General features: G+C 73.8%; 12 protein-coding genes. 5 read left to right on the top strand and 7 right to left on the bottom strand.

Going from position 1 to position 21,298, the window contains the following annotated elements; translation table 11 throughout:
• Positions 1–47: 47 nt before the first annotated feature.
• From AOQ37_RS13135 to AOQ37_RS13120, 4 genes are all read right to left on the bottom strand, one after another.
• Complete coding sequence (locus AOQ37_RS13135; RefSeq protein ID WP_234436893.1) at positions 48–1,628, bottom strand: PrsW family intramembrane metalloprotease; 1,581 nt, start codon at positions 1,626–1,628, stop codon at positions 48–50.
• Between the two features lie 64 nt (positions 1,629–1,692).
• Positions 1,693–2,535, bottom strand: a complete 843-nt coding sequence (gene trmB, locus AOQ37_RS13130) for a tRNA (guanosine(46)-N7)-methyltransferase TrmB (RefSeq protein ID WP_199825000.1) — start codon at positions 2,533–2,535, stop codon at positions 1,693–1,695.
• A gap of 95 nt (positions 2,536–2,630) precedes the next feature.
• On the bottom strand, positions 2,631–3,848 hold the full coding sequence (lhgD, locus tag AOQ37_RS13125) for an L-2-hydroxyglutarate dehydrogenase (protein WP_062644550.1): 1,218 nt from the start codon (positions 3,846–3,848) through the stop codon (positions 2,631–2,633).
• Between the two features lie 161 nt (positions 3,849–4,009).
• Entirely contained in the window at positions 4,010–5,434 is a 1,425-nt protein-coding gene (locus tag AOQ37_RS13120) for an NsdA family TPR-like regulatory protein (RefSeq protein WP_062644549.1), read from the bottom strand.
• 706 nt (positions 5,435–6,140) lie between these two features.
• Between AOQ37_RS13120 and AOQ37_RS13115 the strand changes: the two genes are divergently transcribed.
• The gene (locus AOQ37_RS13115; RefSeq protein ID WP_062644547.1) at positions 6,141–8,258 is read left to right on the top strand and encodes an asparagine synthase-related protein; all 2,118 of its coding nucleotides are present in this window, start codon (positions 6,141–6,143) and stop codon (positions 8,256–8,258) included.
• Positions 8,259–8,509: 251 nt separating this feature from the next.
• On the top strand, positions 8,510–11,974 hold the full coding sequence (locus tag AOQ37_RS13110; protein WP_062645106.1) for an AfsR/SARP family transcriptional regulator: 3,465 nt from the start codon (positions 8,510–8,512) through the stop codon (positions 11,972–11,974).
• Here the strand turns inward: AOQ37_RS13110 and AOQ37_RS13105 are convergent.
• Both AOQ37_RS13105 and AOQ37_RS13100 read right to left on the bottom strand, forming a co-directional pair.
• A complete protein-coding gene (locus AOQ37_RS13105) occupies positions 11,961–13,964 on the bottom strand; it encodes a sigma-70 family RNA polymerase sigma factor (protein ID WP_062644545.1) in 2,004 nt (667 codons plus the stop codon). The genes AOQ37_RS13110 and AOQ37_RS13105 overlap by 14 nt on opposite strands.
• 417 nt (positions 13,965–14,381) lie before the next feature.
• Positions 14,382–15,146, bottom strand: a complete 765-nt coding sequence (locus AOQ37_RS13100) for a TetR/AcrR family transcriptional regulator (protein ID WP_062644543.1) — start codon at positions 15,144–15,146, stop codon at positions 14,382–14,384.
• A gap of 383 nt (positions 15,147–15,529) precedes the next feature.
• Between AOQ37_RS13100 and AOQ37_RS13095 the strand changes: the two genes are divergently transcribed.
• Positions 15,530–16,906 carry an NAD(P)/FAD-dependent oxidoreductase gene (locus tag AOQ37_RS13095; RefSeq protein ID WP_078890155.1) on the top strand — a complete coding sequence of 459 codons (1,377 nt, stop codon included), beginning with the start codon at positions 15,530–15,532 and terminating at the stop codon, positions 16,904–16,906.
• A 260-nt stretch (positions 16,907–17,166) separates the two neighbouring features.
• On the top strand, positions 17,167–18,819 hold the full coding sequence (locus tag AOQ37_RS13090) for an ATP-binding SpoIIE family protein phosphatase (protein ID WP_062644542.1): 1,653 nt from the start codon (positions 17,167–17,169) through the stop codon (positions 18,817–18,819).
• A 106-nt stretch (positions 18,820–18,925) separates the two neighbouring features.
• On the opposite strand, the gene AOQ37_RS13085 is transcribed toward AOQ37_RS13090, so the two are convergent.
• Positions 18,926–20,185: an MFS transporter gene (locus AOQ37_RS13085; RefSeq protein ID WP_199824999.1), complete on the bottom strand. Its 1,260-nt coding sequence runs from the start codon at positions 20,183–20,185 to the stop codon at positions 18,926–18,928.
• Between the two features lie 189 nt (positions 20,186–20,374).
• On the opposite strand from AOQ37_RS13085, the gene AOQ37_RS13080 reads away from it, so the two are divergent.
• Complete coding sequence (locus AOQ37_RS13080) at positions 20,375–20,941, top strand: MarR family winged helix-turn-helix transcriptional regulator (protein WP_062644538.1); 567 nt, start codon at positions 20,375–20,377, stop codon at positions 20,939–20,941.
• Positions 20,942–21,298 lie beyond the last annotated feature (357 nt).

Raw genomic sequence — 21,298 nt, 5'->3', positions numbered from 1 at the left:
TGGGGTCGGTTCCCGTCCTGCGGTACGTCCGGGCCGGTCCGTCCGGGCTACTGGTGCGGGTGTTGCGCGGGGTACTGGGTGGGGTACGGGCCGGGGTCGGCGGCGTGCGGTGCGGGGTACCCGTAGCCGTACCCGTACGCCGGACCCGTGGGGGAGCCGTACGCCGGACCTGCGGGGGAGCCGTACGCCGGACCTGCGGGGGAGCCGTACGCCGGGTTCCCGTACGCCGGGCCCGCCGGGTGCGGAAACCCGGGGGCATGGGGCTGCCCCTGACCCGGCCCCGGCATCTGCCCGGGCCCAGGCCCTGGGATCTGCCCGTGGGCCGGGGCCGCATACGGGCCGGGACCGGCCCCGTACCCGTACACCCCGTACACCGGCCAGGGCGGCCCGATCACCCGTACCGGCGGGGCCGCCAGCCGCGCCGCGTGGTCCAGCGCGGGCCGGGCGATGTCCTTCCGCCTCCACAGTTCGTTGAGCAACTCCCGCTCGCGCGGGAGGAAGTCGGCACCGGCCCGCCCCCGTCCGCCGCGGTGCCGCAGGAACGCGAGAGACGTCGCGTAGGCCTCGTACCGCGCCACCTCCCGCGCCGCCGGTTTGCCCAGGTGGCGCCCGGCGTACTCCCGGGCCAGCCGCCGGGCCCGCATGGAGCCGAGCGCGAACGGCTCGGCGGGGGTGAGCCAGCCGGCGGCCGCGTAGGCGGGCAGCTCCTCACGGACGGTGCGCAGCTCGCGTTGCCGTGTCCACACCACCAGCCAGGTCAGCAGCCCGAACGCGGGCACCATGAACGCCGCGTACACCGCGAAGAAGCCGAACTCGCCGAACGAGGAGGAGCCGTTCCACAGGGCGTGCATGCCCATCGCGAGGAGCAGTCCGCCCAGCGGGAGCAGCACGCGCCGCAGGTGCCGGCGCTCCCCGGAGAGCGCGGCGACGCCGAAGCCGATGCCGGTCAGGACGGTGAACAGGGGGTGCGCGAACGGCGACATGATCACGCGCACGAAGAAGGTCGCGGCGGTGACGGAGGCGATGCCGGTGTCCCCCGTGAGCTGGTCGGTGCCGAAGGCGGTGCCGAGGTAGAGGATGTTCTCGGTGAAGGCGAAGCCGGTGGCGGTGACCCCGGCTATGACCACGCCGTCGACGATCCCGGTGAAGTCCCGCCTGCGGAAGAGGAACACCAGCAGGACGGCGGCGGCCTTCGCGGACTCCTCGACGACCGGCGCTATGACGGTCGCCCCGAGGGTGTCCGCGCCGGACGGGTCGGCGGTCGCGGTGGCTATCCATCTGGTCGCGAAGCTGTTGGCGATGATGGCTATCAGCGCCGCAGCGCAGGCCCCCCAGGCGAAGGCGAAGACCAGGTTCCGCCAGGGCCCCGGCTCGACCCGGTCCAGCCATCGGAAGGCGGCCACCAGCAGCGGCACGGGCAGCACCGCCAGCCCCAGCCCGACCAGGAACCCCTCCGTACCGGTCTGTTCGCGCACCAGCGCCAGGATGACCAGGCCGGACAGGGCGAGCAGGGTGATCAGCGCCCCGTACCGCACCCTCTTGCCCTGCCACCAGTGAGCGTGCCGGAGCACACCGTCCTCGGGTGCGCCGCCGGGATGCGGCGGACAGGGCGGAAACGGAGGACTCATGGCCACGGCATCGACCCTAACGAGGGAGAGGACTGTGGTGGGGAGGGCGGTGAGCCGAGGACGGTCAGCGGTCCCCGGGCCGGACGCGATGCTGTACGCGACGGAAGAGCAGATCGTTCACGACGTGACCCTTGTCCAGCCCCTGTCCCTCGAAACGGGTCAGCGGCCGGAACTCGGGCCGGGGCGCGAACCCGCCGTCCGCCACGGTGTTCTCGAAGTCGGGGTGCGCGGTCAGCACCTTGAGCATCTGCTCGGCGTACGGCTCCCAGTCCGTGGCGCAGTGCACGGTCGCGCCCGGTCTCAGCCGCGTCGCGGCCAGGTCGAGGAACTCGGGCTGGATGAGACGCCGCTTGTGGTGCCGCTTCTTCGGCCAGGGGTCGGGGAAGTAGACGCGCAGCCCGTCGAGCGAGTCCGCCGGCAGCATCTCGCGCAGCAGGATGATCGCGTCGCCGTTGGCCACCCGGACGTTGGTCAGCCCGGTGCGGTCCGCGAGGTTGAGCAGGTTCCCCTGGCCGGGGGTGTGCACGTCCACCGCGAGGATGCCGGTGTCCGGGTCGGCGGCCGCCATCTGCGCGGTCGCCTCGCCCATGCCGAAGCCGATCTCCAGCACGACGGGACGGTCGTCGCCGAACAGCTCGGCGAGGTCGACAGGGTGCCCGTCGATGTCGAGCCCCCACTTGGCCCACAGCCGCTGCAACGCGTCCGCCTGCCCGGCCGTCACCCGGCTGCGCCGGGGCTGGAAGCTCCGGATCCGCCGCTCGAAGTGCGACCCGGCGGGATCGGCCTTGGGCCCGTCGGGGAACCGGGGCTCCCCCTTGGCCCGGGTGTGCCGAACGGACTCGCCCGGGTGGTGCTCGCCACCGGGAAAGGGCTGGGGGACTTCGGGGGTGCTCACGGAATCAGACACAGTGAGGTCGATTTTACGGGTCGGTTCCAGGTGCCGGCCGCGTCCGGGAGCCCGGCGCCCGGCCGCCGGCGGACCGGAGCGCGGCAGCGGACCGCTCATGTCTCGGTCAGCGCTCCCAGGGCCCGGCGGGCCACCTCCCGCCCGATCGGCAGGGAGGCGGTGGCCGCCGGTGAGGGCGCGTTCAGCACATGGACCGCCCGTGACCCCTCCCGGATCAGGAAGTCGTCCACGAGGGAGCCGTCCCGCAGCACCGCCTGCGCCCGCACCCCGGCCGTCGCCCGCACCAGGTCGTCCTCCTCCACCGCCGGGAGCAGCCGGCGCACCGCGTCCACGAAGGCGCCCTTGGACACCGACCGCCGCAGCTCCCCGATCCCGTACCGCCAGTGCCGCCGGCCCATCCGCCACACCCCGGGCCAGGCCGCCGTCGCCATCGCCTCGCGCGGCCGTACGACACCCCAGCCGTACCCCTCCCGGGCCAGCGCCGGCACCGCGTTGGGGCCGACGTGCACGCCCCCGTCGATCCCCCTGGTCAGATGGACGCCGAGGAACGGGAACGCCGGGTCGGGCACCGGATACACCAGCCCGCGCACCAGCTCCGGCCGTGCCAGTTCGTAGTACTCGCCCCGGAACGGCACGATCCGCACCTCGGGCTCGTCCCCCGTCAGCCGGGCGACCTCGTCGGAGTACAGCCCGGCGCAGTTCACCAGCACCCGCCCCCGTACGACGTCTCCGCGCGCGGTGAGCACGGCCACCCCGCGCTCCGGCCGCCGGTCGATCCGCACGGCCCGCGCGCCGTACCGGATCTCGGCCCCGGAGGCCTGGCCCAGCTGCCGGGCGACGGCCGTGTAGTCGCAGATCCCCGTCGTGCGTACGCGTATCGCGGCGAGTCCTCGGACCTCGGGCTCGTACTCCGCGATCTGGGCGGCACCCAGTTCCCGGACCGGGATCCCGTTCTCCCGGCCGCGCTGCACCAGCGCGTGCAGCCGGGGCAGCTCCGCCCGGTCCGTGGCGACGATCAGCTTGCCGGTGACGGAGTGCGCGATGCCGTACTCGGCGCAGAACTTCGTCATCTCCGCGGCGCCCCGTACCGCGTACCGCGCCTTCAGCGACCCCGGCCGGTAGTAGATCCCGCTGTGGACGACCCCGCTGTTGCGCCCCGTCTGGTGCCGGGCCACCCCGGGCTCCTTCTCCAGCACCGTCACCCGCGTACCCGGCGCGGCGCGCGTGATCGCGTACGCCGTGGACAGCCCGACGATGCCGCCGCCGACCACGAGCACATCACAGTCGTAAGCGATCTTCGACACGTGCACCACCTCCCGGCTTCGATAGTGCACTGCGCCACTGACAGTGCCTTCAAACCCGGGCAGGCGGCAGGCCTGCCCCGCTGGGACCGACCGTTGGACCGGCCGCTGGTACCGACTGCTGGAACCGGCCGCTGGGACCGCCCAGCGCCCCTCCGCCGTGCCGCCCCGCCCTACGCCGGGGTCATCAGCAGGGGCCGGGCCCGCTCGCGCAGTTCCACCACCCGGGGTTCGTCGCCGTAGGGCTCCAGCCGGTGCAGGAGATCCTTGACGTACTCCGTGGTGCGGGCCGAGGAGATCCGCCCGGCCACCTCCACGGCCCGCACTCCCTGCGCGCAGGCCGCGTCGAGGTTGCCCGACTCCAGTTCGGCGACCGCCGAGACGACGAGCCGCAGCCCGTGCGACCGGACGAACTCCTCCGTCGGCTTCGACAGCGCCTGCTCGGTGAACCTGCGCACCTGACGCGGCGCCTTCAGGTCGCGGTAGCACTCGGCGGCGTCGGCGGCGAAACGGTCGTAGGAGTAGAAGCCGAGCCACGACGGGTCGTGGTCGCCCTCACGGGACCGCTCCAGCCAGCCCTCGGCGGCCTTCAGCGCCGCCCCTGCGGCCTGCGCGTCCCCCGCGCGGGCGTGTGCGCGTGCCTCGACGAGCCGGAAGAAGCTCATCGTGCGGGCCGTGGCCAGCCCCCGGTTGCGCTCCAGGGCCGCCTGCGCGAGATCGACGCCCTCGTCGCCGAAACCGCGGTACGTGGCCTGGAGGGACATGGAGGCCAGGACGTAGCCCCCGAGCGGGACGTCGGCCGCCGCGCGGGCCAGCCGCAGCGCCTGGATGTAGTAGCGCTGGGCGGCCTCCTGCTGACCGGTGTCGAAGGCCATCCACCCCGCCAGCCGGGTCAGTTCGGCGCTCGCCCCGAACAGGGCCCGGCCGACCTCGTCGGAGTACGAGCCGAGCAGCAGCGGAGCCGCCTCCACCCGCAGGCACTCCGGCACCATGGACGAACGCCAGTCGCCGCCGCCGTACTTGGAGTCCCAGCGCCTGGCGTCCTCGGCGGCCTCCCGCAGCTTCTGCACATCGCTGTGGCCGACTTTGAGCGGCGCGCCGGACTCCTCCACGAGGTGTACGTCACGTGCCACCGAACTGTCGGCCGGGGTTATCAGCCACCGTGAGGCGGGTGTCGCGTACGCGCTTACCGCGAACGAGCCGGCCAGCGACTGCCAGATGCCCCCGGTACCGGCCCGGCGGCCGGCGAGGTCGAGTCGGTAGAGCTCCGTGGCCGAGCGCACGGCCTGGTTGACGTCCCTGGGGAAGGCGAGGCCCACCTCCGGCGCCGGATCGGCGTCCGCCAGGCCGATCTCGTGGAGCGGCACCGGACGGCCGAGCTTCTGGCCGATGGCGGCCGCGATGAGGTGGGGCGCGGCGCCCTGCGGCACCATGCCCTTCGACACCCAGCGCGCCACGGACGTCTTGTCGTAGCGAAGAGTCAACCCGCGTTGAGCGCCAAGATCGTTGACGCGTCGCGCGAGTCCTGCGTTGCTGATTCCCGCGAGGGCGAGAACGGCGCCGAGTTTTTCGTTCGGCCCGCGTTGCTCCCTGGACATTGCGCCACCCCTCGACACAGACGGCTGCCGCGCTGGCATAACCATGCGGCATTCGTAAACCCAGCGTAGTTCGCCGCATCCCAAGCGTTAAGGGGCATTCTTCCGGTTGGCGGGATTGTGGTCCGTACGAAAGTCGGTCCGCAGGTACGGACCGTCGCGTCGTGCTCCCGCTGTGTGGCCGTGCGCCCGGCCGTGCGCTCTTCTCCGGCCACCACGGGAGCGGTTCCATGGGCCGTGCGTGGGTCGGCCCGCTGTACTGGATCCAGTGGGCTGGGGGACACCGCCGCCTTCATCCCCGCGGGCGGCGGAACGGTCCGGGAGACGGCGTCCGTCTCCCGGGCCGGCGCGGGCCTCGATGGGGCACGCGCGTGTGTACGGAGCGTGTGCGAAGCCTGCGCGGGACGATCTCGACGCGCGGCGCGCAACGGGGATTTGGCCGAAAATCGACCCTCTGTTCTGCGGGGGACAACGCCTCCCACCACGCAAATCGAGGGCGCGCAGGGCGTCTTGGGGGAGCGTACCGGGGGCGCATTCACGTCGCAGACCCGGGGGTACGCATCGACTCCCCGGGCACCGCCGACGCGTTGACACGGGCACAGTCCCCGGATCGCGAGCGGCGCCGCCTCCTTCTACGGCGCGTTCTTCGTGGCAGCATGTGAACCGTTCGTCCGGTGCACTCGGTTGTCCACAGCCTGTGGAGGCGTCCATGCGGTGGTTGGTGGGATGGAGCAGCACCGCCGCGGGCGCGCTGGGCGGAGCCGTCACGTACGACAGCCGTCAGGACGACGCGGCGTACGGAGGGCGGGTCGGCCACGACGGCGAGACCCTGCACCCGGTCGGCTCCCAACTCCTGTGGGGCGACCCCGATCCGCTGTGGGCCGTCGGCGACTGGCGCCCCGACGAGGTGCGCGTGGTCAAGGCCGACGCCCAGACCAGGGTCGCGGTCCTCGGCACCTGCGGCGCGACCGACGAACAGCTGCGCGTCGGACTGTTCGCCGCGCGCGGAGGGGCACTTCGGCATCTGACGGCCTGGCCGGGCAGCTACACGGCGATCGTCCAGGTCGGCCGGCGCATCACCGTCTGCGGCGATCTGGCGGGCGCGCGCCCGGTGTTCCACACGCCCTGGGCCGGCGGCACGGCGTACGCGACGGCCGCGCTGCCGCTGGCCGACCTCATCGAGGCCAACCTCGACTTCGGGCACCTGGCGGCGCTCCTGGCCGCCCCCGACGTACCGGCCGCCCTGCACGACTCCACCCCGTACGACGGCGTGCACCGCATTCCGCCGGGGCACGCGCTGATCCTTCGCGCCGGGGCCCGTGAGGTCGCCGGCTACGAGCCGGTCGCCTCGCTCGCCGTGGCGGCGGCCCCCGCCGACCCGGACAGCGCGGTCGGCGCGGTGCGCGACGCGCTCATCGAGGCGGTACGCGCACGACTGGCCGCGCCCCGGCACGTCCCCGACATCGATCCCGGACCCGTGCCCGGCATGGGACCCGCGGAACGGCGTGCCGCGCGCGGGATGCCCGTCCCGGGCATCGGCGCCGACCTTTCCGGCGGCCCGGCCTCCGGCACGCTGGCGCTCCTCGCGGCGGGCCTGCCCGGCATGCCGGGCACACTGCTGGGGCACGGCACGGGGGCGGGGGAGCGGCTGCTGGCCGTCACCTTCAACGACCTGGCCGTCGGCGGGCGCGAGGCCGAGCTGGAACGGGCCGGCACCCTCGCGGCCAACCCCCGCCTGCATCACATCGTGGTGGCCGGCGGCGAGGAGGCGCTGCCCTACGCCGACCTGGACGGCCCGCTGACCGACGAACCCGGCCCGAGCCTGGTCACGGCCGCCCGGCACCGGGCGCGCCTCGCCGCGGGCAGCGCGGACCACTTCACGGGCTACGGCGCCCGGCAGGTGCTGGACGCCCACCCGGCCCGCCTCGCGGACCTGCTGATGGACCGCAAACGCCGCCACCTGGTGCGGCCCGTGGCGGCGCTGACGAAGGCCGACGGCTCGGTGCTCGTCCCCGCGCGCGTGTACGGCGCGGCCCGTCGGCTGGCCCGTACGCCCTACCGCGCGGGCGTGGAGGGACTGGCCGAACGCCTGCTGCACCGCAGCTTCGGCGTCGACGACTCCGCAGGCGCCGTCGGCGCGTCCCTCGCGGCCCTCACCTGGGGTGGCGCGGGGCCCGCCGCGCGCTGGCTGACCGGGGAGGCACTGGCTGAAGTATCGGTTCGCCTCCAAGGGGCGGCGCACCGCACCGGCGTGGGCCCCGGCCAGCGTCCGGGCGACTACCGGGCCCGCGCGGCCCTCGCCCGGCACGCGATGGACCTGCGCGTCCTGGAACAGGCCGCCGAGATCCGCTCCCAGCGACTGCACGCGCCGTTCCTGGACAACCAGGTCGTGCGCGCGTGCCGCGCGCTCCCCGAGACCCTGCGCGTGCAACCGGGGGCGCGTGCCGCGATCCTGCGCACCGTCCTGAAGGGCGCCGGTGTCACCGACCTCCCGCCCGGCTGGGGCGCCCCCTCCCAGGCGTCCGCCACCGCGGCGGCCAGGGCGGGCCTGCGCATGGCCATGGACCCCCTGCTCACCCTCTTCGAGGCGCCCCTGCTCGCGGAGGCGGGCCTGATCGAGGCGCGCGTGGTCCGCAAGGCACTGCGCGCCGCGGCGGCGGGTGAACCCCTGCCCCTGGACGGTCTGGCCGACCTGGTCTCCCTGGAGCTCTGGCTCCGCCGCCTGCTCTCCCGCAGGGGCACCTGCTGGACCGGCACACCGGCACGCGCGCGTGCGGTACCGGCGGGCATCGCGCCCCAGAGACGGGCGGTCTCCTCCGGAGGGTGAGCGGTTCTCCCGGGAGGGTGAGCCGTTCTCCCGGGGGAGCGGGGGCGATCTCCTCGGGAGGGCGCGCCAGGGAGGGCGCGGCAGGCGGGACGCTCACGGCCGGGACGCTCACGGCCGGGACGCTCACGGCCGGGACGCCCACGGTCGAGAGGCGCACGGTCGAGAGGCGCACGGTCGAGACGTTCACCGCCGAGACGCCCACCGCCCACAAACCCCGTGCCCCGCGCCTCACCCCCGGTGACAATGAGCGGGTGCGGTACAGAATTCTGGGCGTCACCCAGACAGCGGACGACCAGGGCACCCTCGTATCCGTCCCCGGCCCGCGGCTGCGCGCCCTCCTCGCGGCCCTTGCCCTCCGCCCCGGCCGGCTCACCGACCCGGAGACCCTCATCGAGGAGGTGTGGGCCGAGGCCCCGCCGCAGGACGCCCCCGCAGCCCTCCAGGCCCTGATCGGCCGCCTGCGCCGCGCCGTCGGCAGGGACAGCGTCATCTCCGCCCCGGGCGGGTACCGCCTCGCCGCGACCGAGGACGACGTCGACCTCTTCGTCTTCGAACGACTCGTCCGCCAGGGCGACGCAGCGCTGCGGCGCGGTGACGCGCCCACCGCCGCCCGCACCCTGGACGACGCCCTCGCCCTGTGGCGCGGTCCCGCCCTCGCCGACCTCCCCGACCGCACGGCGGCCACCCGCCCCGAGGCCCTCCGGCTGGAGGCCGCCCGCGCCCGCGCCGAGGCGGACCTCCTGCTCGGCCGCGCCCGCGAAGCCGTACCGCGTCTGACGGAACTGACCGCGGCGCACCCGTACGACGAGCCGCTGCACGCCCTGCTCATCCGCGCCCTGCGCGACACCGGCCGCGCGGCCGAAGCCCTCGCCGCGTACGAGACTGCCCGCCGCACCCTCGCCGACGGCCTCGGCACGGACCCGGGGCCGCACCTGCGCGCCCTGTACGCCGAACTCCTCGACCACCCGGGACCGGCCCCTGAAGCCCCTTCGGACCCCGGCGTCCCTTCCGGCCCCGGCGCCCCTTCCACCCACGGCGGCCCCGCACGGGACGCGCCGACGACGACGCCCCGCGCCCCGCTCCGACTCCCCCTCCCCGAACGCACCGGCAACCTCCGTCCGCGACTTACCTCTTTCGTGGGCCGGGAACCCGAGCTCGCCGCCATCCGTTCCGAATTGCACAGGGCCCGCCTCGTCACGCTCACCGGACCGGGCGGCTCCGGGAAGACCCGTCTCGCCGAGGAAGCCGCCGCCGGGCTGCCCCAGGCGTGGCTGGCCGAGCTGGCGCCGCTCGACCGGCCGGAGGCGGTGCCGGGCGCGGTGGTCAGTGCCCTCGGTCTGCGCGAGACCGTGCTGATGGCCACCGAACTGGCGGCCCCGCAGGACGACCCGGTCGCCCTGCTCGTCGAGTACTGCGCCCCGCGCAGCCAGCTCCTGATCCTTGACAACTGCGAACACGTCATCGGCGCGGCCGCCGCCCTCGCCGAGACCCTCCTCACCCGCTGCCCCGGGCTCACGATCCTCGCCACCAGCCGTGAACCCCTGGGCGTCCCCGGTGAGTCGGTCCGCCCGGTCGAGCCCCTCCTCCCCGACCAGGCGCGCCGCCTCTTCACCGAGCGCGCGACCGCCGTCCGCCCCGACGCGGCGGCCGCCCTGCGGGACGAGGAGGCGATCGCGGAGATCTGCCGGCGGCTGGACGGACTGCCGCTCGCCATCGAACTGGCCGCCGCCCGGCTCCGGTTGCTGACCCCGCGCCAGATCGCCGACCGCCTCGACGACCGTTTCCGCCTCCTCACCTCGGGCAGCCGCACCGTCCTGCCCCGCCAGCAGACCCTGCGTGCCGTCGTCGACTGGTCGTGGGATCTGCTCGACGAGGCGGAGCGCACCCTGCTGCGCGAGCTGTCCGTGTTCGCGGGCGGCTGGGACCTGGAGGCGGCGGAAGCCGTGTGCACCGGCCCGGTCGCGGACCTCGTCGGCGCGCTCGTCGACAAGTCCCTGGTCGTGGCCGCGCCGTACGAGCGGGGCGACGGGGGCGGCATGCGCTACCGCATGCTGGAGACGATCCACGAGTACGCCTCCGAACGCGCCGCCGAACTCCCCCGGTCCCGGGCGGCGGCCCGAAGGCGCCACCGCGCGTGGGTGCGCGCACTCGTCGAGCGGGCCGACCCGCTGCTGCGCTCCGCCGGTCAACTCCCCTGGATCGACCGGCTGGAGAGCGAACTGGACAATATCCGCGTGGCCCTCCAGCGCGCGCTCACCGCGGGCGACGAGGAGGAGGCCACCGCCCTCTGCCTCACCATGGGCTGGTTCTGGTGGCTGCGCAACTACCGCCACGAGGGCGCCGAATGGAGCGACCGCACGCTGCGCCTCGGCGCCGTGCTGGACACCCTCGGGGAACCCGCGCCCGGAGCGCCGTTCACCCTCTCCGAGGATCGCTCCGACGACCTCCCCGACGACCTCACCGCCCGGATGGCCGCCCTCGATCCCGTCGACGCCCTGCTCGCCACGCCCGCCGCCACGGAGGCCGCCCACCCCCGGCACGCCCAGCGGATGAACCTGCGGATGCTGAACATGTTCCTGCTGTCGGAGGCCGAGCCGAAGGAACGGGCGGCGGACCCGCGCCACCAGGAGTACCTGGCCCGGATGCGCGCCGACTACGAGCCGGGCGGCCCGCGGGCGGCCCGGATGCCCGGCCTGCTCTGGCCGCTGACGGCCTTCCAGGTGCGGGACATGGTGGACGTCCGGGAGGTCCTGGACCGGGCCGTCGCCAACTGCCGTGTCCACGGCGGCGACTGGGAGCTGGGCTGCGCCCTGATGTTCCGCACCCACATGGTCGTCGACTCGCCCGGCGGACTGCGCGGAGTGGACGACGACCTGGCGGAGCTGCGGGTGCTCAGTCTGCGCGTCGGCGACCGCTGGATGCGGGCCCAGGTGTGCGGCGCGGCCGGCGAGGCGGAGATGGCACGCGGCCGTTTCGCGGAGGCGGAGCGGGAGTACCGCGAGGCGCTGCGCCTGGCCTACGAGGTCGGCGCGTACGCCGAGTCGCCGTTCCTCGTCGCCCGGCTCGCGGAGATCGCCTACCGCTCGGGTGACGTCGAGGGCGCGCTGGCCACGCTGGACGAGGCCGACGACGCCGCCGACCGGTACGGGGTGCCGGACGTCCGGGCGTTCGTCCTCCTGCTGCGCGCCCACATCGCGCTGAACGAGGACGACGTGGTCCGCGCGCGTGTGCTCTGCGAGGAGGTCAAGGCGGCGGCCGCGGCGGGCACCCCGCCACCGCAGTTCACGGCGGGGCTGAACATGCTCGACGCGGAACTCACCGCCGCCGAGTCCGGCCCGGAGCACGGTCTGCCGATGCTCGCCGACACGCTGCGCCAGGCGGTGGCCGACCAGTGCGCCGAGGCGGTCACCTCGTCGATCCTGGACGACGCGGCGGATCTGCTCGGCCGGCTCGGCGACCACCCGCGCGCGACCCGGCTCCTCGCGGCGGCCGACGTCCTGCGTGGCCCCCTCCCGCGTCCCGCGCCGCAGGGCACCCGGGCCGAGCTGACCTCGGCCGCGGCCCGCGACGCCCTGGGCGCCGAGCGGTACGCGGCCGAGCGTGCCCTGGGCACCCCCCTGACGGTGTCCGACGCCCTGCACGAGCTCGTGGAAGGTGTGCGCGCCCACCCGGCCGGGCCGCCCGCCGCACCCGTGCGGGCGGCTACGAGCAGGTGAACCCGGAGTCCACCCAGTCGGCGAGCGCCACCGAGTCGAGGCCGTTGTGCGGCTCGGCCACCAGACGCACGGTGGTGCGGCCGGCGAGATCCACATGGACGGGCACGGCCGGATCGCCCCCCTTGATCACCCCGGAGGCCCAGACCCGGCGCCCGTCGGCGTAGACCGCGAAGGAGACCTTGCCGAGTTTCAGTGTCAGGTCGTCCACTCCGACGAGCGCGTCGTAGGCGGTGCACGACCGGTTGAGGTCGACGGTGACGGAGGAGTCGCCGTGCACGGTCACCCCGCGCTCGTAGCGCTGGTCCGCGATGGACAGCCCGTACCGCTGCCAGACCCAGCTGCTGCCGCCGAGCCGGATCTCGGGTCCGGTTCCGTCACCGCTGACGTCGAAGGGCAGCCCGTTGAGCGGATAGACGGCGGGCGCGGGCGGCGGCGTGGGCGCCGGAGTGGGTGTGGGCGTGGGCGTCGGGGCCGGAGCGGGCGTCGGAGCGGACTCGGGAGGAGGCGTCGGGCTGGGTGTGGGGGTCGGCGACGCAGCGGGCGTCGCCTCGGGGGTGCCGGCCGGTGTCGGGGCGGCCGCCGGGACGATCGCCGGGGGCTCCGGCTCCTGCTCCCGCGTCGGGGTCGGCGCGGCGGTCGGCTCCTCGGGCCGCGCGACCGGTGCCGGCACCGACGCCGGGGGCCGGGCCTCGGGCTCCTTCGCGGGACCGCCGTGGCCGACGAGCGCGAGGGCCACCGCGGTGGCCGCCACCGCGACCACACCGGCCGCGATCCCGGCCTTCACCGGGGCGCCCAGCCCCTCCGAGGCCAGCGCTCCGCCACCGGCGCCCGCACCGCTCGAGGAACCGCTCGCCGCGGCGGCCGCCCCCGCGGCGCCTGCCGCCCCCGCCCCCGCGCCGCCGGCGATGAGCGCCACCGCCTTGGCGTACCCGGCGGCGCCGAACCAGCCGATGACCGCGACCGGCACGACTGCGGGGATGCTGCCGGCGACCTCCTCGATCTGGAGGGCGGCCAGCCGGCACCTGGCGCACTCCTCCAGGTGCTTGCGCAGCCCCCGTTCGGCGCGGGTGCGCAGCCTGCGGCGGGCGTAGGTGCCGAGCTGGTCGGCGTAGCCGGCGCACTCCTCGTCACTGGTGAGGGTGGCGCTGACATGGGCCTGGAGGTAGGCCTGCTTGAGGCCCTCACGGGCGCGGCTGGCGAGCACACGGGTGCCGTTGGCGTCGAGGCCGAACAGCATGGCGACCTCGCTCGGGGACTCGTCCTCGACCTCGGTGTGCCACAGCACCGCCTGCCAGCGCTCCGGCAGCGACCGGAAGGCCTGCATGGCCATGGACTGCTCGGCCACGTGCATCGCGCGTACGTCGGCGCCCAGTTCCGAGGTGGCGTCGTCGGCCACCTCCGAGGAGCGGGCGGACTGCGCGGCGAACACCGCGAAGTCGTCGACGAGTTGTTCCCGCTTCGCCGACTGCGTCCAGCCGGCCGCCACCCGCCGGACGCAGGTGAGGAGGTAGGCGCGGACGGCGTACTCGGGTCCCGAACCGCCGCGCACCGCCTGGAGCATGCGGGCGAAGACCTCGGCGGTGAGGTCGTCCGCGGTGTGCGTGTCGCGGCAGCAGGTGCGGGCGTAACGGCGTACGGCGTCGGCGTGACGCCGGTACAGCTCCTCGTACGCCGTGTCGTCGCCCGCACGCATCCGGCCGATCAGGTCGGAGTCGGCGGCCGGCGGGTTGCGCGGCGGCAGGACGCCCTCGGCGCGTCGCTCGCGCTGGGCCGGAACGCCGCCCTCGGACGGGTCGCCGGGAAGCGGGCGGGCCGGTGGACGGTCCGGTGTGCGGGCCGCGGGGTCGCCGGGGCGGCCGACTGCCGGACCGCCGAGGGGTCCGCCCGTACGTCCACCCTGACTCGGCACCTGAGGAGAGGCCGGGTAGTCGGCCTCCGTGTCACCGCCACCGGACGGACCGAACGACTCGTCCCCACCGTCAACACTCATCGCGGAAAGCCCCCACCGCCGGCCGAACCAGTCCTGACCACCGGGTCAGGGTGCCATATTGGCTTTTGTTCAGAACCCCGCCGGACGCACCGTCCACTCGTCCGTGGGGACCTGACGCAATCCAGTACTAGCTTTCACCCGTACGGGGAAGGTTCAACTGTCGTGCCGAGGGCAGCAGTTGGGCCGCGCGGCCGGAATGTCGTGCATATCCGGCATGTCGGACGAGGGGGAGGGCCACGCGGACCCCCGCCCCACCGTCACCCTTTCGAGCCACCCATCCGCAAGCCGCCACCCGCCCGCGACGGCCACCCGCCCGCGACGGCCATCCGCCCGCGACGGCCGACCGACACCGCCGGGCCGCTGACCCGCCGGGCCGACGACCGGCACGGCCGGTCCGCCGACCCGCCGGTCCGGTCCTCACGCAGAGGGACGCGACCGCAGACCCTCCAGCAGGATGTCCAGCAGCCGCGCCGAAGCCGCCGCCTGCTGAGCCGGATCCGGCAGCGAGGGCGCCGCCGTCGCGATGACCAGCAGCACGTCCGACACCGACACGTCGGTGCGCAGTTCGCCCGCCTCCCGCGCCCGATCCACCAGCAGCCCCACCACCTCGAGCAGCGCCGCGGCCCCGGAGTCGTCGACAGCCGCCGTCGTGCCGTCTCCCGCGACGAGCCGCAGTTCGCCGCCGGACTGGGTCCGCTGCTGCGGCACCCGCGCCTCGTCGGCCGGCACACCCTCGCCGCCGTCCTCCGCGACGCCGACCCGCAGCACCTGCGGCGGCAGCAGCCGCCCCGCGCCCGACGCCACCGACGTCCGCAGGAAGCGCGACAGCGCCGACCACGGCTCGTCCTCCTGGCCGAGCGCCGCCCGCGCCTGCTCGGTCAGCCGGGACGTCTCCTCCTCGGCGATCCGCCGCACCAGGACGTCCTTGCTCGGGAAGCGCCGGTAGACCGTGCCGACCCCGACCCGCGCGCGCCGCGCCACGTCCTCCATCGGCGCGCCGTAACCCAGCTCGCCGAAGACCTCGCGTGCCGCCCGCAGTACGTGCTCGAGATTGCGCTGTGCGTCCACACGCAGCGGTGCCGTCCGCGGGCTCTCGCCGCGTCCGTCGCTCACCGCCGCCCCGACCGCGCCGCCTGGTGAAAGAGCCGACGTGGACGACCAATGCGAGTTGTGAGTGTGCATGAATGTTCCCCCGGTAATGACGTCTCCCCCCGGAGACTCTCCCCGCCATAGAAAGTCGGGGGCGTGGAACACAGGGGACGGCTTCCCGGGTCCGCCCGTCGCAGACCCGCAGAGCACTTCCCCCTGACACCCCGTCGACACACGAACATAGTTGAGAGGGAGTCAATTCAGAAGGGGCAGGTTCCGCACGGAGCGCCCCCCGATCGGAGTACGGGCCGTATACGTCCCGATTGCACCCCTTCCCGCACCCCGGCGCACAGCCGCTGACCTGCACTCCTGCCCCGCACTCCGATGTTTCGGCCAACCCTGCGCACACGCGACTCGCGGTCACACAAATTGTCGGGGCTGTGGACAAACTCCGGCGGCCGGTGCGTCATGGGACGGTGAAGGAACGTGCGCGCATTCTCGTTGTCGGCGGCGGCTACGTCGGGATGTACACGGCCCTGCGGCTCCAGCAGAAGCTCAAACAGGAACTCGGCAGGGGCGAGGCCGAGATCACGGTCGTCACCCCCGACCCGTACATGACCTACCAGCCCTTCCTCCCCGAGGCCGCCGCGGGCTCCATCTCCCCCCGGCACGTCGTCGTGCCCCTGCGCCGCGTCCTGCCGCACTGCCGGGTCGTGGTCGGCGAGGTCACCGCCGTCGACCACGCCGAGCGCAGCGCCACCCTCACCACCCTCGCCACCGACGAGGAGGGCACCGGCCCCCGGCAGCTGACGTACGACGAACTCGTCCTCGCGCCCGGTTCCGTCTCCCGCACGCTGCCCATCCCCGGCCTGGCCGACCACGCCATCGGCTTCAAGACCGTCGAGGAGGCCATCGGGCTGCGCAACCACGTCATCGAACAGATGGACATCGCCTCCTCCACCCGCGACCCCGCGATCCGCGACGCGGCCCTCACCTTCGTCTTCGTCGGCGGCGGCTACGCGGGCGTGGAGGCACTCGGCGAGCTGGAGGACATGGCCCGCTACACCACGCGCTACTACCACAACGTCAAGCCCCAGGACATGAGGTGGATCCTGGTCGAGGCCTCCGACCGGATCCTGCCGGAGGTCGGCGCCGACATGGGCCGCTACACGGTCAGCGAACTGCGCCGCCGCAACATCGACGTACGGCTGGAGACCCGCCTGGAGTCCTGCGCCGACCGCATCGCCGTCCTCAGCGACGGCGCCCGCTTCCCGACCCGTACGGTCGTGTGGACCGCCGGGGTGAAACCCCACCCGCTCCTCGCCGCCACCGATCTCCCGCTGAACGCGCGAGGTCGGCTGAAATGCACCCCCGAGCTGACGATCGACGGCGTCACGCACGCGTGGGCGGCCGGAGACGCCGCGGCCGTCCCCGACGTGACGGCCGGCGAGCCCGGCAAGGAGACCGCCCCGAACGCCCAGCACGCCGTACGCCAGGCCAAGGTCCTCGGCGACAACATCGTGCGCTCACTGCGCGGCGAACCCCTCCGGCCGTACTCCCACACCTACGTCGGCTCGGTCGCCTCGCTGGGCCTCCACCAGGGCGTCGCGTACGTCTACGGGCGCAAGCTCCAGGGCTACCCGGCCTGGTTCATGCACCGGGCGTACCACCTCAGCCGCGTGCCCACCTTCAACCGCAAGGCACGCGTGCTCGCCGAATGGACCCTCTCCGGGCTCTTCAAACGCGAGATCGTTTCCCTGGGATCCCTCGAACATCCCCGCGCGGAGTTCGAACTCGCTGCCGGTGGAAAGCCTTCTGACGAGTCTTCCGGCGACCCGAAGGGGTCGTCGTGACCGGTTCCAGGAACTCCACCGACCGCCCCCACGTCTGACGAATGTCGGCCCGGACGGCGGCCGCACTGCCAGACTGCTCCCTGCTCCAGTCCCTCCCGAACCCTTCCCGGCGGGTCACCACCCGCCCCCCGACCCACGAGGCCGTTCCACGTGCTCCACACCCCGGGTGCTGTAACAATGTGCGGCCACCGCCGCGCGGTCCCCGCAGCCCAGGCCGGGCCCGGAGCCGGGCCGCCGACGACTACACGAGGCAAGGATTCGTGAACTTCACGCGCTGGAGCGCCCGGCTCCCCGGAACGCAGCGCCGCGCCGCCGCGCGAGCCGAGCACCCGGTCCCCACCCCGGACCGGCGGAGTGAAGGCTCCGTACCCGCGGCCCGCGCCGAACGGCTCACCGACGAGCCGTCCCCGGTGCCCGCCGTCGACGAACTCCCGGTCCGTGAGGTCCTCGACCGAGTACCGGCCCTCGTCGCCCTCGTCCACGGCCCCGACCACCGCCTCGCCTACGTCAACGACGCCTACGCGGCGGCCTTCGGCGCCCGCGCCTGCGGGGAACCCGCCGCCAAGGCCCTCCCCGAACTCCGCGACCTCGGCCTCCTGCCCCTGCTCGACCAGGCCCTGCGCAGCGGCAAGCCCCGCACCCTGAAGTCCCGCAAGGCACCCGACGGCCGCTCCTACACCTTCACCTGCACCCCGGCCGCCGAGGACAACGGCAAGGGCACCGTCCTGATCTTCGCCACCGACGTCACCGACCACGCCGAGGCCGCCGAACGCCTCAGAACCAGTGAACGCCGCCAGCGCGAGACCGCCGTCACCCTCCAGCGCTCCCTGCTGCCCCAGGAGCTCGAAGAACCCGACGACCTGCGCATCGCCGCCACCTACCAGCCCGGCGGCACCGAGGCCGCCGTCGGCGGCGACTGGTACGACGTCATCACCCTCGGCGGCGGCCGCACCGCCCTCGTCATCGGCGACGTCATGGGCCGAGGCGTCCGCGCGGCGGCCGTCATGGGCCAGCTCCGCACCGCCGTCCGCGCGTACGCCCGCCTCGACCTGCCCCCGCACGAGATCCTCCAGCTCCTCGACGGCCTCGCCACGGAGATCGACGCCAACCAGATCGCCACCTGCGTGTACGCCATCCACGACCCGAACGAGGGCCGGCTGGTGTACGCCTCCGCCGGCCACCTGCCCATCCTGGTCCGCGACGACCAAGGCACCGTCCTGCGCGCCGACGAACCCACCGGCCCGCCCCTGGGCACCGGCGGCTGGATGCACGCCTCCGGCTCGATCCCCCTCGGCCCCGGCTCGACCGCCGTCCTCTACACGGACGGCCTCGTCGAGCGCCGGGACGAAGACCTCGACGAAGGCATCGCCTCCCTGGAACGCGCCCTGTCCGGCGCCACCGGCACCCCCCAGGTCGTCTGCGACCGCCTCGTCCGCTCGGCCGGCGTCACCGCCGACCACGACGACGACGTCGCCGTCCTGGTCCTCCAGCACCCGGCCCGCACCGGCCCCGACGGCGAACTGTTCCGCAACGCCGCCCTGGAGCTCCTCGGCGGCGTCGAGGCCGCCCCACGCGCGCGTGCCTTCGCCTCCGGCGTCCTGACCAGCTGGCGCTTCCCGCCCGACCTGCACGACCTCGGCGTCCTCGCCGCCAGCGAACTCGTCGCCAACTCCCTCCAGCACGGCACCCCGCCCATGCGCCTGCGCCTGCGCCGCACCGACCGCCGTCTGATCATCGAGGTCACCGACGGCGACGACCACCTCCCGCGCCGCCGCCGCGCCGAACCGGGCGACGAGTCGGGCCGAGGCATCGCCATCGTCGCCACGATCGCCTCCCACTGGGGCAGCCGCCGCACGCCGGGCGGCGGCAAAGCGGTGTGGTGCGAGTTCGTCCTGCCCAAGCCCGCGCACTGACAGCCCCAGGACCGGGAAGCGCGCCTCGGCCGGGCCATGGCCGCCCGCCCTCGGGAACGGCGAAGGCGGCCGCCGCCCTTTCGGACGACGACCGCCTCCACCCGCCTCACGCCTCGGCGGCCACCGGCTCCGGCACCGCGCCACCCCGGGCGACCACCCGCTTCCGGGCCAGCCACGGCTGATCCTGGACGGCGGTCAGCTGCCGCCCCAGCCGCAGCGCCAGGTAGGTGATCCCCAGCGAGAACAGCAGGAACGTCACGATGTACGGCGCGTGCAACGACGCCCCCATCGGCCCGCCCACCGCCGGCCCGACGGCCAGCGCGAGCTGCTTCACCAGGGCGAACGCCGAGTTGTACTGCCCCGCCAGGCCGGCCGGCGCCAGATCGGCCACCAGCGGCGCGATCGTCGGCGACAACATCGCCTCACCCAATCCGAACAGCGCGTACGTCGACACGAACGCGGCCGTCGCCATCTCCCGGCTGCCGTGGCCGAGCCCGGCGTACCCGGCGACGACCCACGCGACGGCCCAGAGCAGCCCCACGGCCGCGATCACCCGGGACCGCTTCTGCCGCTCGACGAACTTCAGCACGGCGAACTGCGCGACCACGATCATCGCCGTGTTGGCGGCGAGCGCGGTCCCGAGCGCGGACGTCGAGATCCCGGCGGCCTCGACCCCGTACGCGCTCAGGCCCGACTCGAACTGTCCGTAGCAGGCGAAGAACAGCACGAAGCCCAGCACGCACAGCTGCACCATGGCCCGGTTGCCGAGCAACGACTTCCAGCTGCCCCCGGCGGACTGCGGGGCGTCCCCGACCCGCGGCGCGTGCGGCAGTCGCACGGTCGCCATCACCACGGCCAGCAGCAGGAACATCGCCGCCTCGATGGCGAACAGCAGCGTGAACGAGGACACGCGCGAGGTGTCGACGAGATGCCCGCCGATCAGCCCACCCACGCCGAGCCCGAGGTTCTGGAGGAAGAACTGTGTCGCGAACGCCCGCGACCGGGTCTCCGTGCTCGAGCAGTCCACGATCATCGTCGCCAGCGCCGGCTGCATCACGGCCTGCCCGGCACCGAGCCCGGCCGCGGCGGCCAGCACGGCGGTGGCGTTGCCCGCGAGTCCCAGGCTCAGCGCGCCCAGTGCGGCGGTGACCAGGGCGGCGAGCAGGACCGGCAGTGGACCGCGCCGCACGATCGCCCGGCCGGCGAACGGCAGCACGATCAGCGCGGCCACGGCGAAGACGGCGAGGACCAGCCCCGCCGTCATGGCCCCCAGTCCCCGCACCTGCGCCACATAGACGTACAGGTAGGGGACGGTGAAGCCGAGCCCGAACGCGCTGAGTGCGTTGCCCACGTGGATCCGGCGCATCGCTGCGCCCCTCGCCCTGGTCACGTTCACCTCTCTCAGATGGTCGTCGTCGGCAGGTGGAGCCGGAGCAGCATCGGTACTTCCGCTGCCTCAGTACTTAGTGCCGAAGACTTCGAAGCTAAAGTTAGAAGCTAAACTGTACACCTCCAAGAACTTCAACGCGAACGACCTCGTGCGATACTGGCGCTCATGGGCGACACCCCCGGCACGGTCGGCACCGGCAGCGGCGGCGAGCCGACCCTCGAAGAGCAGATCGCGGCCTATCAGCGCGAGTTCCAGGACCTCGACCCCCAGGTCGAGAAGATCGTCTCGGCGCTCTCCCGCCTCAACCGCCGGATGAACGTCGCCTACGGCCGTCAGACCGCGGACCTCGGCATCAGCAGCGCCGAGTGGGAGGTCCTCAAGGCCCTGGTCCTCTCCGGGGCTCCCTATCGCCTGGGACCCAGCGACCTGGCCAAGCGCCTCGGCCTCACGCCGGCCGCCATGACCCACCGCATCGACCGCATGTTCGCCGAGGGACTGGTGACCCGGGAGCGGGACGAGTCCAATCGCGTACGCGTGATCGTCGAGCTGACGCCCGAGGGTCGCGAGAAGTGGCTGGAGGCGATGCGCATGGCGACGGTCTTCGAGGAGGACCTCCTCCAGGACCTCTCCCCGGACGAGCGCACGGTCCTGGGCGAGGTGCTGACCAGGCTCCTGCGCCGGGTGGAGCACGCTCAGCCGGACGCCGGCGGCCGGCTCACCGACCTCGACTGAGCCGTCCACCTCTGGACGGTCTAAAAGATCTTGACAGGGGTGGTTGACACACCCCTCCAGGGTCCGTAAAGTTCTTCGGGTTGCCGGGGAGCCGTAACGGTTCTTCGACAGCACCTCCGCCGCAGTAGCGGCACCACAAACCACCAGCACGATCTCCCAACGGGATCGAATTCGGCGTGCCCGAATTCAATTCGATTTGGGGTCGGCAGCCCGATTAGGAACTGCCGAGCGGATCCGCTAAGGTTTGGGACGTCGGAACGGCCCAACGGCCGGGAAGACAAACCCCCGCTGACTGGGAATCAGGCCCGAAAGGATCTGATAGAGTCGGAAACGCCGGAAAGGGAAACGCGAAAGCGA

This window comes from Streptomyces maremycinicus (assembly GCF_001184025.1).
Classification (GTDB): Bacteria; Actinomycetota; Actinomycetes; order Streptomycetales; family Streptomycetaceae; genus Streptomyces; species Streptomyces maremycinicus.
Note: the sequence above shows the minus strand (reverse complement) of the source record. Positions and strands in the feature narration are given on the sequence as shown.

Excerpts from the sequence above, each read along its gene's own strand:
- AOQ37_RS13105 (WP_062644545.1), bottom strand. The coding sequence starts at position 13,964 with ATGAGTGTTGACGGTGGGGACGAGTCGTTCGGTCCGTCCGGTGGCGGT.
- AOQ37_RS13135 (WP_234436893.1), bottom strand. The coding sequence starts at position 1,628 with ATGAGTCCTCCGTTTCCGCCCTGTCCGCCGCATCCCGGCGGCGCACCC.
- AOQ37_RS13080 (WP_062644538.1), top strand. The coding sequence starts at position 20,375 with ATGGGCGACACCCCCGGCACGGTCGGCACCGGCAGCGGCGGCGAGCCG.
- AOQ37_RS13115 (WP_062644547.1), top strand. The coding sequence starts at position 6,141 with ATGCGGTGGTTGGTGGGATGGAGCAGCACCGCCGCGGGCGCGCTGGGC.
- AOQ37_RS13120 (WP_062644549.1), bottom strand. The coding sequence starts at position 5,434 with ATGTCCAGGGAGCAACGCGGGCCGAACGAAAAACTCGGCGCCGTTCTC.
- AOQ37_RS13085 (WP_199824999.1), bottom strand. The coding sequence starts at position 20,185 with ATGCGCCGGATCCACGTGGGCAACGCACTCAGCGCGTTCGGGCTCGGC.
- AOQ37_RS13100 (WP_062644543.1), bottom strand. The coding sequence starts at position 15,146 with ATGCACACTCACAACTCGCATTGGTCGTCCACGTCGGCTCTTTCACCA.